The organism is Methylomonas sp. BG-2, from assembly GCF_057766305.1.
This window is the reverse complement of record NZ_JBYMAP010000121.1, coordinates 1-13,103: the sequence shown is the minus strand read 5'-3', so window position 1 is coordinate 13,103 and position 13,103 is coordinate 1. Positions and strand designations below refer to the sequence as shown.

Sequence of the window (13,103 nt, the reverse complement as noted above, 5' to 3'; positions counted from 1 at the left end):
CAAAAAAGCCGGCGGAGCCGCGTGGAGGAAGGCGCTAAGTAGAGCGGGCATTGACGACTTTCGTTGGCATGATCTAAGGCATACCTGGGCAAGTTGGCATATCCAGGCCGGCACACCGCTTGACGCTCTGCAAAAGTTGGGTGGCTGGGCAAGCTACGACATGGTCCTTAGATACGCGCATTTATCCAGTGAGCACCTAAAGCCCCATGCCGATAACTCGGTCCTGCAAGTATGTGACGTGGTCGAACTTGATCGATTTAGACGGGTTGGCAGACCCGGATAACCGAAAAACCAAGTCACAATTTGGTCACAACGTAAAAAATGTATGGCACAAAAAGCGATGTAACCTATTGATTAAATTGGTCGGGACGGCGGGATTCGAACCCACGACCCCTTGTCCCCCAGACAAGTGCGCTACCAGGCTGCGCTACGCCCCGAAAAGAAATGCGATAAACTGAACTAGCCGGCTATGGTAACACGGTTTCGCTGATTGATCACTTCAAAAGCTCTAAAATATCTTCCAGCTCGCTGATCATCTGGTGGATGAGTTGCTTGGTCCTTAAAGTGTCTTCCTTGGCGCTGCCGCTGGCTAGATGCGCCCTAGCGCCGCCTATCGTGTAACCTTGCTCGTACAGCAACGCTCTGATCTGCCGTATCAGCAATACGTCGTGTCGTTGGTAGTAACGGCGGTTGCCGCGACGTTTTACCGGACTCAGTTCGCTAAATTCCTGTTCCCAGTATCGCAAAACGTGGGGCTTAACCCCACATAGTTCGCTGACTTCGCCTATCGTGAAATAGCGCTTGGCCGGTATAACCGGCAACTCGTTGTTATTACTGGGTTCCAGCATAGGCTTCCACTCGGGCTTTCAGTTTTTGTCCGGTTCTGAACGTCACGACCCGGCGTGGAGTAATCGGGATTTCTTCTCCGGTTTTCGGATTACGACCCGGCCGGCCGTTTTTATCTCTCAGCTCGAATTTGCCGAACCCGGAAATTTTCACCTGTTCTCCGGTCTCCAGGCAGCGTTTAATTTCTTCGAAAAACAATTCGACGATTTCCTTGGCTTCTCGTTTGTTCAAGCCGAGGTCTTCGAAGAGTCTTTCCGCAATGTCTGCTTTGGTTAATGCCACAATCACTCCCTCAATTTTGCATTCAGATTGGTCGCCAAAGTATCGAGCACCCTGCGAAATATAGCATCAATTTCCGTGTCGGTCAGAGTTTGCTCGAAATCCTGTAATATCACACTCAAGGCCACGCTTTTGTGACCCTCACTGACGCCTTGCCCTTGGTAGACGTCGAAAATCGCCACTTCCCGAATCGCCGGTTCGCGGCAGTCTAGGATACAGCGGACGATATCGCCGGCGGCAATGGCCTGATCGACCAGTACCGCTAAATCCCGGCGTACCGACGGGAATTTCGACAGCGGGCTGAAGCTGGGCACTTGCCGAACGGTTAACGCATCGAGAGCCAGTTCAAATAAAAATACCGGACTATCGAAACCCAACTGCTTTTCCAACGAAGGATGCAACATTCCCAGCCAACCGATACCTTCGCCGCCAAAACCTACGATTTCCGCCGATTGCCCAGGATGCAAGGCCGCCTGTTGAGCGCCGCGGAAATCGGCTGTTGACCCACCTAAGGCGAGTAGAGCTTCGACATCAGCCTTCACATCGAAGAAATCGACTTTGCGGGCCTTCTCTCCCCATTGTTCCGCGTGAACGCTACCCAGGGCCAATCCGGCGAGCATTTTTTGCTGCTGGATCTGGCCGTCACGATATACGAAACGCAAGCCAGACTCGAACAAACGGACTCGACCTTGTTGGCGATGAGTGTTGTAAAGCGCGGCGTTCAACAGACCGCACCAGAGCGTGGTACGCATTACCGCCAATTCCGACGAAATCGGGTTTTGAATCCGTATAAATTCGGTACCGGGTGCGACGGCATTTTGCATTGCTTCATCGACAAAGCTGTAGGTGATCGCTTCCTGATAGCCTCTATCCACCAATGCGTCTTGCAAACGCTCGAGTGTCAAGCGATTTTCCGGCGCCTTGCCCAGTTCCGCGCGCATGCGCAAATTGCTGCTGGGCAGGTTGTTATAGCCATGGATGCGGCCGATTTCTTCCAATAGATCGGCTTCGATAGTGATGTCGAAGCGAAATCCCGGCGGGGTGATTTCCCAACCATCCGCGACTTGCGCAACCGCCATTCCCAAGCCCTGAAATAAGGTCGCGACCGCTTCGTTGGAAAATTCGATTCCGAGTATCTTGGCGATTCGGTCCCTACGCAGCTTGACCGGACTACGGGTCGGTAGAGCATCCTCGCTGACGGCTTCGGTAATCGGACCGGCGCTACCACCGGCAATCTGAAGTATCAATTGCGTCGCGCGTTCAATAGCTCGACGTTGCAATCTAAAATCGACGCCGCGTTCGAAACGGTGGGACGAATCGGTATGCAAACCATATTGGCGAGCCTTGCCGGCCACGCTAATTGGCGTGAAGAATGCGCATTCCAGGAAAATATCGCTAGTCTGATCAGACACCGCACTGTCCTTGCCGCCCATCACACCGGCCAACGCCAGGGCTTGGCGTTGATCGGCAATAACCAGACTGTCGCCGTCCAACACGATGGTTTGGTCGTTTAACAACGCTAGCGACTCGCCCGGCCTACCGTGCCGAACGACGACGGGCGCGGCCAGTTTCGCCGCATCGAACGCGTGCAAGGGCTGACCCAATTCCAACAGCACGAAATTAGTGACATCGACGACCGCGCTCAAGCTGCGGACGCCGCTACGGCGTAAGCGCTCCTGCATCCAGAGTGGGGTTTTGGCGTCGGACGCTATGCCTTTAATCAAGCGTCCCAAGTAAACCGGACAAGCGTCGGGTGCTTCAACCCGAACTTCCAGCATCTCTGGATGACCGATTTCGGCCACATCGGGTTCGGTGGGCGTAAATACCTGCTTGTTCAATACCGCCATTTCCCTGGCAACGCCAATCGCGCTGAGGCAATCGGCTCGATTTGGCGTCAGTCCTAACTCGATAATATTGTCGTTCAACAACAAATATTCGCGAATATCGACACCTACCGGCGCGTCGCTTTGCAATTCCATCAAACCGTCGGAACTCGCCGCCAGACCGAGTTCTTTTTCCGAACACAGCATTCCGAACGACAGCTCGCCGCGCAATTTGGATTCCTTGATTTTGAAATCGCCGGGTAAGACCGCGCCGATTAAAGCGGCCGGGACTTTCAAACCTGGCCGGACATTGCTGGCACCGCAAACGATTTGCAGAGGTTCGGCTTGACCGACATTGACTTGGCAAACCCTTAACTTGTCGGCATTGGGGTGCTGCTCCGTCGATAGCACTTCCGCGACGACGACGCCGCTGAATTCCGCCGCGACCGGCGTGACCGCATCGACTTCCAGACCGGCCATCGTCAGTTGGGCAACCAAGGCGGCGGTGTCGATCGGTGGGTTAACCAGCTCCCTCAACCAGGCTTCGCTAACTTGCATGATTCAATCCACCGTTACCTAAACTGTTGCAAAAATTTCAAGTCGTTTTCGAAGAACATCCGCAGGTCGTTGATACCGTAACGCATCATGGCCAGTCGCTCAACGCCGGTTCCGAAGGCGAAACCCGAGTATTGCTCGGGATCGATGCCGACCGATTTGAAGACTTCCGGATGAATCATCCCGCATCCGCCCACTTCCAGCCAGCCGGTCTGTTTGCAAACCCGACAGCCCCGGCCGTCGCACATGACACAGGACACGTCGAACTCGGCCGATGGCTCGGTGAACGGGAAATAGGAAGGCCGAAATCTTACATCGACTTCTTTTTCAAAAAAGGCCCGCAAAAATTCGAATATGACGCCCTTCAGATCGCCGAAGCTGACGTCGGTATCCACCAGAAAGCCCTCGACCTGATGAAACATCGGCGAATGCGTCATATCGGAATCGCAACGATAAACGCGGCCGGGCGCGATGACTTTCAGCGGCGGCTTCTCCGTTTCCATGACCCGAATTTGCACCGGCGACGTATGGGTCCGCAGCACGGTATGCGCATCGAAATAAAAAGTATCGTGCATGGCCCGGGCCGGATGATGCTCGGGAATATTGAGCGCGCCGAAATTATGGTAATCGTCTTCGATTTCCGGACCTTCGGCGATCGTAAAACCGGCGTCGGCGAAAATCTTGGCGATGCGGCGCTGGGTGACGGTCACCGGATGCAGCCCGGCGCTGGCTTGACCTCTACCGGGCAAGGTAACGTCGATTCGCCCCGCCGCCAGACGGGCCTCAAGTTCGGCATTCTCCAACAACTGCTTACGGGTTTCGAGCGCGTCCTGAAAAGCGGTTTTGGCATTGTTGATGACTTGACCGACGCTCCGCCGCTGCTCGGGGTCCAAACCACTCAAGGCCTTCATGCGCTCGGTAAACAGGCCTTTTTTGCCTAAATAATGAACCCTGATCTGATCCAACTGTTCCAGATCTTGTGCATTGGCAAGCGCTTGTAATGCCTGCGTAATAATATCTTCGATACCAGCCGACACGACTCAGCTCACTATAGTCTGACATTGAGGGGGGTAACCGCTCCCTTTGGCGGATTCCCGGGGAGCCCTCCCCGCCTTGGCGGAGAGGTAGCGACCGCGAACCGTCCTGACGGACGGCTCGGTTTTTGTTACGGTTTGCTTTGGTTGGCGATGGCCACTTTGGCGATTTCGCCAAACGCTTCGATGTCGCGAACCGCTAAATCGGCCAGGACTTTGCGATCGATCGCGACATTGGCTTTGTTTAAACCGTTGATCAAGCGACTGTAGGAAATGCCGAACTGACGCGCGGCAGCATTGATACGCACAATCCACAGAGCGCGGAATTGGCGTTTTTTGGCCTTACGGTCACGATAAGCGTACTGACCGGCTTTGATGACCGCTTGCTTGGCGACGCGATAGACTCGGCTGCGGGCGCCATAATAGCCTTTAGCCAGTTTCAGAATTTTTTTGTGTCTTGCTCTAGCGGTGACGCCGCGTTTAACTCTAGCCATGTTTTAACTCTCTCTGCAAATGACGAATCGATCAACTGTAAGGCAGCATGCGCGCTACCAATGGCGTATCCGATGGGTGCAGGATGGCTGTTTTACGCAATTGTCTTTTACGTTTGGTGGTTTTCTTGGTCAGGATATGGCGTTTATGCGATTGCTTGCATTTGAAACCGCCGGTGCCGGTTTTCTTGAAGCGCTTACCCGCGCCACTGTGGCTTTTCAGTTTTGGCATTTGTTTTCTCCAATGAGTCAAAGTAATAGTCCCTGAGAAAAAACCCAGTGAGGCAAAATGCTTGGCCCCATTGAATTTTCGGGCAAAGAGCCCTTGAGACCGCGCCATCCCGCGCGGACTACCGTTTATCGAAACGGCGAAATCTTGATTATTTCTTTCTTTTCGGGGCCATCACCATGACCATCTGCCGACCTTCCAACTTGGGGAATTGCTCGACTGAGGCCAGCTCTTCCAGGTCGGTTTCGATGCGCTTCAGCAGGTCCATACCCAACTCGCGGTGAGTCAGTTCGCGGCCTTTAAATCGCACGGTGATCTTGGTTTTGTCGCCCTCGTTAAGGAATTTGACCAAGCTCCGAATCTTGACCTGATAGTCACCCTCTTCGGTACCCGGCCGGAATTTGATTTCCTTAATCTGGATTTGCTTTTGCTTTTTCTTGGCAGCTTGCAGTTTTTTGTTTTGCTCAAACTGGTACTTGCCAAAATCCATGATTTTACAAACGGGAGGATCGGCATTCGGCGAAATCTCGACCAGATCCAGATTTGCGTCGTAAGCAAGCTGTAAAGCTTCGTTTATTGAGACTACACCGACTTGTTCACCTTCTGCGCCTATCACCCGTACCCGTCTAGCGGTTATGTCGGTGTTTAAGCGTGTTGCATCTTTTTTAGAGCTGATACCCTAATCCTCCACGTTGTTATTATTTCCTGTCGGCAATCTCTTGTTTCAAGCGTTCAACCAACTCAGAAACTGCCAGACTTCCCAGATCGTCGCCTTGCTGTGTACGTACGGCGATGGTCTTATTCTCCATCTCTTTGTCGCCAATTACCAGTAAATACGGCACACGTTGCATGGAATGCTCGCGGATTTTAAAGCCTATCTTCTCGTTTCTCAAGTCAATTTTAACTCTAAGACCTTGTTTTTCCAGCTCGAGACGCACTTGTTCGGCGTAAGTGGCCTGTTTGTCGGTAATATTCATCACGACGACTTGGACGGGCGCCAGCCACAGCGGAAAGTTTCCGGCATATTGCTCGATCAGAATGCCGATGAAACGCTCCAGCGAACCCAAGACCGCCCTGTGCAGCATTACGGGCACATGGCGAGCGCTGTCTTCGCCGATATAACTGGCATCCAGGCGAGCCGGCATCGAGAAATCCACCTGTATCGTGCCGCACTGCCACACTCGGCCGATGCAATCTTTCAACGAAAATTCGATTTTTGGACCATAAAACGCGCCTTCGCCGGGTTGTAGTTGCCAATCCAAGCCTTTGTTATTGAGCGCCAATTCCAGCGCGCCTTCCGCCTTGTCCCAGACGGAATCGTCGCCGACCCGATTTTCCGGACGGGTGGACAGCTTGATAATGACTTCCTCGAAGCCGAAGTCTTTGTAGACTTCGAACAAAAGATCGATAAACGCCGAAACCTCGGACTGAATCTGGTCTTCCGTGCAGAAGATATGGGCGTCATCCTGGACAAAGTTGCGAACCCGCATCAAGCCATGCAGCGTCCCCGAAGGTTCGTTACGGTGGCAGGAGCCGAATTCGGCCAGGCGAACCGGCAAATCCCGGTAGCTCTTGATGCCCTGGTTGTAAATCTGGATGTGGCACGGACAGTTCATCGGTTTGACCGCGTAATCGCGACTTTCCGAATTGGTCGTGAACATCATCGCACTGAATTTATCCCAGTGGCCCGACCTTTCCCACAAGCTGCGATCGACAATCTGCGGAGTCTTGACTTCGCCATAGCCGTTCACTCGCAGTTTTTCGCGAATGTATTGCTCAATCTGTTGATAGATGGTCCAGCCTTTGTCGTGCCAGAACACCATGCCCGGCGCTTCTTCCTGAGTATGAAACAAATCCAAGGCCTTGCCGATTTTGCGGTGATCGCGCTTTTCGGCTTCTTCTAGTCGATGCAGATAAGCCGCCAACTCCTTGGTATCGCCCCAGGCAGTCCCGTAGATGCGTTGCAACATCTCGTTTTTGGAGTCGCCACGCCAATAGGCGCCGGCAATCTTCATTAACTTGAACGCTTTTAATTTGCCGGTGCTCGGCACATGCGGACCACGACATAAGTCGGTGAAGTCGCCTTGGTTGTAGAGCGACAAATCTTCGTTGGCAGGGATCGAAGAAATAATCTCCGCCTTGTATTTTTCGCCAAGACCCTCGAAAAAGCTGACCGCCTCGTCCCGCGACAACACCGAACGGCTAACTGCGATATCTTGCGAGGCCAGTTCTTGCATGCGTTTCTCGATAGCCGCCAAATCGTCCGGCGTAAACGAACGCTCGAAAGCAAAGTCGTAGTAAAAGCCGTTTTCGACGACCGGACCGATCGTGACTTGAGCGGAAGGAAATAGCTGCTTAACCGCCTGAGCCAGCAAATGCGCGGTGGAGTGGCGAATCACTTCAACGCCTTCCTCGTCCTTGGATGTTACGATTTGCAGAGTGGCGTCGGTTTCAATCAGCGTGGAGGCATCGACTAATTTACCATTGACCTTGCCCGCCAGGGTGGCTTTTGCCAAACCCGCGCCGATGGACGTGGCGACATCCATTACGGTAACCGCTTGGTCGAATTGGCGTTGAGAACCGTCTGGAAGTGTAATTACCGGCATTTTCGATCCCACAATAAAAAAAGCACCGTCATGCGGTGCTTTATATTTGGTAGGCGCGAGTGGACTCGAACCACCGACCCCCACCATGTCAAGGTGGTGCTCTAACCAAACTGAGCTACGCGCCTAAAGTCTTGTCATTCGATTCCGACATTATAACGATGTTTTTTTTTGTTGCAAGCTTTTTTCCACCAACATCGCTGTCGCGCTCCGTTGGCTTGCGCGGTATTCCAAGAGAATCGGCGCATTAAACCTAAAGTCCCGACTCATCGCGAGTGTCAAGCCGCGCCCGAATCCGCTTCCGTCCAATCCACCGGACAGCTACAGAATACATGGCGATCGCCATAGACATTATCGATGCGACCGACCGGTGGCCAATACTTGTCGTCGTGTTGATGGCTATCCGGAAACAGCGCTTGTTGCCGCGAATACGGCAAGCGCCATTCCTGTAACAGCAGCCTATGCGTATGCGGCGCGTTATGCAACAGGTTGTTGTCGCCAGCCGCGCGCCCTTCCTCGATATCGTTGATTTCATGCCGAATCGCGATCATCGCGTCGCAGAAGCGGTCGATTTCGGCTTGGTTTTCGCTTTCGGTCGGTTCGATCATTAAAGTATCGGCGACCGGGAACGCCACGGTAGGCGCGTGAAAGCCGTAATCGATCAAACGCTTGGCGATGTCCTCGACGCTGACGTTGGCCGTCTTCTTGAACGCACGGCAATCGATAATGCACTCGTGGGCGACCCAGCCATTGGCGTCGGTGTACAGAATCGGATAATGCGGCGCCAGCCGGCGCGCGACGTAATTGGCGTTCAATAGCGCGGTCAGCGTGGCTCGTTTCAGGCCGGCCGCGCCCATCATCGCTATATAAGCCCAGGATATGGTCAGAATACTGGCCGAGCCCCACGGCGCCGCCGACACCGTGCCGACCGTGCCGTGTTCATTTTTGAACGGATTGACACCCTCCACCACCGGATGATCCGGCAGATATGGCGCCAAATGCTCGCGCACGCCGATCGGCCCAACGCCTGGTCCGCCGCCGCCGTGCGGAATGCAAAAGGTCTTGTGCAGATTCAAGTGCATCACGTCGGCACCAATCGTACCCGGCCGACTCAGGCCGACCAAGGCATTAAAATTGGCGCCGTCCATATACACCTGTCCGCCGGCCTGATGTACCAGCTCGCAGATTTGCCGAAAAGCCTGTTCGTAAACGCCGTGGGTTGAGGGATAGGTAATCATCAAGGCCGCGACATGATCGCCATGCTCGGCCAACATCGCCCGTAAATCGTCGACGCTGACGTTGCCGTTTTCGTCGCAAGCCACCACCACGACTTGCAGGCCAGCCAGCGCCGCACTGGCTGGATTGGTGCCGTGGGCGGACGCCGGAATCAAGCACACCGTGCGCTGGCTTTGGCCGTTGACTTCGTGGAATTTACGGATCACCAGCAAGCCGGTATATTCCCCTTGCGAGCCGGCATTGGGTTGAAACGAAAAGGCTTGGAATCCAGTCAGGTCGCACAGCATGTCCTCCAATTCCGCGAACAATTGCTGATAGCCCTGGGCTTGGTATGGCGGCACGAAGGGGTGCATCGCGTTGAACTCGTAAAACGAGATGGCCTGCATCTCGGTCGCCGCGTTCAACTTCATCGTACACGAGCCGAGCGGAATCATCGCTCTATCCAAGGCAATGTCGCGCCGCGCCAGCCGGCGCATGTAACGCATCATCTCGGTTTCGGAGTGGTACAGGCTGAACACCGGATGTTGCAGAATCGCGTCGCCGCGTAACAGTTGGTTAGGAATGCATTCGCTCAAGCTAGCGTCCAAGCCATTGATATCCGGCAAATCCGCAACCGGCGACACGAACACCTGCCACAGTGCCCGCAAATGATCGCGGGTCGTGGTTTCATCCAGCGAAATTCCGACATGGTCGGCGTCGATCACCCGCAAATTGATGCCGGCCTCTTCGGCTTGGGCCGCGATACGCTTGGCCCGGTTGGGCAAGCGAACGACGATGGTATCGAAATAACAACGGCTGACCACTTGATGCCCGCTTTCGACGATGCCGGCGGCCAGGATCTGCGCGTAGCGATGCACCCGGCCGGCGATCAAGCGCAAACCGGCCGCGCCGTGGTACACCGCGTAAAAACCGGCAATCACCGCCAGCAACACTTGCGAGGTGCAAATATTGCTGGTCGCCTTATCGCGACGAATGTGCTGCTCGCGAGTTTGCAGCGCCATCCGCAACGCCATCTGGCCGTGTACGTCCTTGGACACGCCGATGATGCGGCCCGGTACCGAACGCTTGAACTCGTCGCGGGTAGCGAAATAAGCCGCGTGCGGACCGCCGTAACCCATCGGCACGCCGAAACGTTGCGCGCTGCCGACCGCAATGTCGGCGCCAAAGGCCGCCGGCGGTTTCAACAACACCAGACTCAACAAATCGGCGGCCACCGTCGCCAAGGCTTGTTTTTGGTGGGCAACGGCAATCGGCCGGGTCAAATCGCGAATATCCCCGCTACAGCCGGGATATTGCAGAATCAGCGCGAAGAAATCGTGTTGTTCCAAACCGTCGAACGGGTCGGCCACCAGCACCCGATAGCCCAATGATCCGGCTCGGGTTTGCACGACGGCAATGGTTTGCGGATGGCAGTCGCGGTCCACGACCACCAGATTCGACGGGTTCTTCGCCAGCCGCCGCGACATCGTCATCGCTTCGGCGGCGGCGGTGGCTTCGTCCAGCAGCGAGGCGTTGGCCAGCTCCATGCCGGTTAAATCGATAATCACCTGCTGGAAGTTCAGCAAGGCCTCCAAGCGGCCTTGGCTGACTTCGGCCTGATACGGCGTGTAAGCCGTGTACCAACCGGGATTCTCCAGCACGTTACGTTTGATCACCGCCGGCAGAATGGTGTCGTAATAGCCCATGCCGATCATCGAAGTCAGCACTTGATTGCGCTCGCGCATCCGCCGCAAATATTTGATCACTGCCCGCTCGCTGATGGTGTCGGTGAGCTTGAGCGGTTCGCGGTTCAGAATGTCGGCCGGCACCACTTTATCGATCAACTCCTCCAACCGTTCCAAACCCAACTCGGCCAACATGGCCTGAGTCTGCCGGCTATCCGGGCCGATATGGCGCTGGATAAAGTTGCCGCGCATTTCCAATTGATCCAGACGTAGACGTTCCGACATAAGCTATCTCCGGTAGCGGTGAGGAACAAAAGGCAGCCGGCAGACGCTGGCGCGGACGGTTTGGTCCCGCACTTCGGCAACCATTTCGGTGCCGACTCGGCTACAGGCCGCTTCGACCAAGGCCATCGCGATCGGCCGGCCTAGCGTGGGCGAATAGCCGCCGCTGGTAACGACGCCAACCTGTCGCCCGTCGGCGAACACTTTGGCGCCGTCGCGCACCGGCATCTTGCCGGCGATGCTCAATCCGACCCGGCGCCGACTCGGTCCGTGTTGCAATTGCGGCAAGATCACCGAGCTACCGGGAAAGTCTTGATGGCCTTTCTTAAACACCCACGACAACCCGGCTTCTACCGGACCAATATCGGCGCTCAACTCGTGACCGTACAGACATAAACCGGCTTCCAAGCGCAGGGTATCGCGCGCGCCCAAACCTATCGGCGCCACGCCGTCCTGTTCCAGCAACAGCAAGGCCAGCCGCTCGACATCGTCAACATGCACCGACAGCTCGAAGCCGTCCTCGCCGGTGTAACCGCTGCGACTGATGTGGCAAGCGATCCCGGCAATGTCGTCGTCGCAAACCTGCAGGAATTTCAAGGCGGCGGCACTTTGCGAAAACTTGGCTATGATGGTCGCGGCCATCGGCCCCTGCAATGCCAGCAAAGCCAGCTCCGACTGCTCGACGAATTCGCAACTCGCCGGCAAAACCTGTTGCAAATACGCGAAATCGCCAGCCTTGCAGCCGGCGTTGACCACGATCGAAACGCCGGACGGAATGCGGGTGACAATAATGTCGTCGATCACGCCGCCGTCGGGATGGGTCAATACCGAATATTTTTGCGCGCCGACGGCAAGCTCGGCCATGCCGCCGGGCGTCAAACGGTCCAGCGCTTGCGCGGCCTGCTTGCCCAGCACCAGGCATTGACCCATGTGCGAAATGTCGAACAAACCGGCCTGGTCTCGGCAATGCCGGTGCTCGCGCAGAATACCGTCGGCGTATTGCACCGGCATGCGATAACCGGCAAATTCGGTCATTTTGGCACCCAGCCGGCCGTGCAACTCGCAAAGCGGTGTGGTCTTTAACTCGGACATATCTACCCTCCTGGACAACGCCGATCGAAGCCAGCCCAAGCTTACCGTGAACAGCGGCAATCGCCAATTCGTCGGAGCAAGGCGCGAACTTCCTTTAAGACGAGTCGCTACCGCGAATGCGGCCGACGTTTTGAGTATAGCCAGAAAGCCGAAAATGCCCGAGCCCACCGCGTGAAACCCACCGGGCCAAAGGGTTTTGTATTACCATAGCCGCCAACTAATTCAACACGGGAGAGCGGATATGCAAGGCGACAAACAAGTCATCGACTACCTTAACGAACTGCTGGCCGGCGAGCTAACAGCGATAGATCAGTACTTCGTGCATTCCAGAATGTACCAAAACTGGGGACTACACAAACTGTACGAGCGCATCGCCCACGAAGTGCAGGACGAAACCAACCATGCCGATGCGCTGATCAAGCGTATCCTGTTCCTGGAAGGCACGCCGAATCTGTCCAAGCGCGACCCGCTGTTGGTTGGCGCGACCGTTCCGGAAATGCTGAAAAACGATCTGACGGTGGAAATTTCGGTGGTCGGCGCGTTGCGCAAAGTCATCGCCTACTGCGAAAGCGTGCGCGACTATCAAACCCGCGAAATTCTGGAAGTGATGCTGGACGACACCGAGGAAGACCACGCTCATTGGCTGGAGCAGCAATTAGGTCTGATCCAAATAGTCGGCCTGGAAAACTATCTGCAATCTCAAATGTAATCTCGCACCCGGACGAGCCAGTTGGTTTAGCTCGTCCTGAATTGGCAATGTTGGAGTGTTCCGAGAGAAATGGACTTAGGCAATTAAGCCGAATGGACTAAGGTAGCTGCGCCAATCAATGAAAGCAAATGCCATTAAATTTGGCGCGATTAGTCGCGTTGAATTCGCTGGCAGGCGGCCATTACCGGTCGGAGGCGTTGTCGAGCCAATGTCAGCAAGTTACCGGACAACCAACATTTGATCGTAGCCGCGATTAGCGT

General features: G+C 55.2%; 12 protein-coding genes and 2 tRNA genes. 2 read left to right on the top strand and 12 right to left on the bottom strand.

Going from position 1 to position 13,103, the window contains the following annotated elements:
- A partial coding sequence (locus AC3B8H_RS12845; RefSeq protein WP_488441947.1) for a tyrosine-type recombinase/integrase occupies positions 1-283 on the top strand: 283 nt, incomplete at its 5' end.
- A 77-nt stretch (positions 284-360) separates the two neighbouring features.
- Here the strand turns inward: AC3B8H_RS12845 and AC3B8H_RS12840 are convergent.
- From AC3B8H_RS12840 to gcvT, 12 genes are all read right to left on the bottom strand, one after another.
- Positions 361-437 (bottom strand) — tRNA-Pro (locus AC3B8H_RS12840).
- Between the two features lie 57 nt (positions 438-494).
- Positions 495-848 (bottom strand): MerR family transcriptional regulator, encoded by a 354-nt coding sequence (locus AC3B8H_RS12835; RefSeq protein WP_064029728.1) that lies wholly within the window; start codon positions 846-848, stop codon positions 495-497.
- Positions 832-1,128, bottom strand: coding sequence for an integration host factor subunit alpha (gene ihfA, locus AC3B8H_RS12830; protein WP_426993711.1), 297 nt, complete (start codon positions 1,126-1,128; stop codon positions 832-834). The genes AC3B8H_RS12835 and ihfA overlap by 17 nt, the downstream gene beginning before the upstream one ends.
- A gap of 2 nt (positions 1,129-1,130) precedes the next feature.
- On the bottom strand, positions 1,131-3,506 hold the full coding sequence (gene pheT / locus AC3B8H_RS12825; protein WP_488441946.1) for a phenylalanine--tRNA ligase subunit beta: 2,376 nt from the start codon (positions 3,504-3,506) through the stop codon (positions 1,131-1,133).
- A 14-nt stretch (positions 3,507-3,520) separates the two neighbouring features.
- Entirely contained in the window at positions 3,521-4,540 is a 1,020-nt protein-coding gene (gene pheS / locus AC3B8H_RS12820) for a phenylalanine--tRNA ligase subunit alpha (RefSeq protein WP_488441945.1), read from the bottom strand.
- Between the two features lie 128 nt (positions 4,541-4,668).
- Positions 4,669-5,031: a 50S ribosomal protein L20 gene (gene rplT, locus AC3B8H_RS12815; RefSeq protein ID WP_064029735.1), complete on the bottom strand. Its 363-nt coding sequence runs from the start codon at positions 5,029-5,031 to the stop codon at positions 4,669-4,671.
- A 31-nt stretch (positions 5,032-5,062) separates the two neighbouring features.
- The gene (gene rpmI, locus AC3B8H_RS12810; protein ID WP_054761633.1) at positions 5,063-5,260 is read right to left on the bottom strand and encodes a 50S ribosomal protein L35; all 198 of its coding nucleotides are present in this window, start codon (positions 5,258-5,260) and stop codon (positions 5,063-5,065) included.
- Positions 5,261-5,408: 148 nt separating this feature from the next.
- Positions 5,409-5,933, bottom strand: coding sequence for a translation initiation factor IF-3 (infC, locus tag AC3B8H_RS12805; RefSeq protein WP_082885574.1), 525 nt, complete (start codon positions 5,931-5,933; stop codon positions 5,409-5,411).
- A 22-nt stretch (positions 5,934-5,955) separates the two neighbouring features.
- A complete protein-coding gene (gene thrS / locus AC3B8H_RS12800) occupies positions 5,956-7,863 on the bottom strand; it encodes a threonine--tRNA ligase (protein WP_488441944.1) in 1,908 nt (635 codons plus the stop codon).
- Between the two features lie 47 nt (positions 7,864-7,910).
- Positions 7,911-7,988: transfer RNA gene (locus AC3B8H_RS12795), tRNA-Val, on the bottom strand.
- A 150-nt stretch (positions 7,989-8,138) separates the two neighbouring features.
- On the bottom strand, positions 8,139-11,045 hold the full coding sequence (gene gcvP, locus AC3B8H_RS12790; protein ID WP_488441943.1) for an aminomethyl-transferring glycine dehydrogenase: 2,907 nt from the start codon (positions 11,043-11,045) through the stop codon (positions 8,139-8,141).
- 3 nt (positions 11,046-11,048) lie between these two features.
- A complete protein-coding gene (gene gcvT, locus AC3B8H_RS12785) occupies positions 11,049-12,134 on the bottom strand; it encodes a glycine cleavage system aminomethyltransferase GcvT (protein ID WP_488441942.1) in 1,086 nt (361 codons plus the stop codon).
- Positions 12,135-12,375: 241 nt separating this feature from the next.
- Between gcvT and bfr the strand changes: the two genes are divergently transcribed.
- Entirely contained in the window at positions 12,376-12,843 is a 468-nt protein-coding gene (gene bfr, locus AC3B8H_RS12780; protein WP_488441941.1) for a bacterioferritin, read from the top strand.
- Positions 12,844-13,103: the final 260 nt, after the last annotated feature.

Bases quoted from the DNA above. Each gene is read 5' to 3' on its own strand.
- rpmI (WP_054761633.1), bottom strand. From the start codon at position 5,260: ATGCCAAAACTGAAAAGCCACAGTGGCGCGGGTAAGCGCTTCAAGAAA.
- AC3B8H_RS12835 (WP_064029728.1), bottom strand. From the start codon at position 848: ATGCTGGAACCCAGTAATAACAACGAGTTGCCGGTTATACCGGCCAAG.
- gcvP (WP_488441943.1), bottom strand. From the start codon at position 11,045: ATGTCGGAACGTCTACGTCTGGATCAATTGGAAATGCGCGGCAACTTT.
- pheT (WP_488441946.1), bottom strand. From the start codon at position 3,506: ATGCAAGTTAGCGAAGCCTGGTTGAGGGAGCTGGTTAACCCACCGATC.
- gcvT (WP_488441942.1), bottom strand. From the start codon at position 12,134: ATGTCCGAGTTAAAGACCACACCGCTTTGCGAGTTGCACGGCCGGCTG.
- bfr (WP_488441941.1), top strand. From the start codon at position 12,376: ATGCAAGGCGACAAACAAGTCATCGACTACCTTAACGAACTGCTGGCC.
- thrS (WP_488441944.1), bottom strand. From the start codon at position 7,863: ATGCCGGTAATTACACTTCCAGACGGTTCTCAACGCCAATTCGACCAA.
- rplT (WP_064029735.1), bottom strand. From the start codon at position 5,031: ATGGCTAGAGTTAAACGCGGCGTCACCGCTAGAGCAAGACACAAAAAA.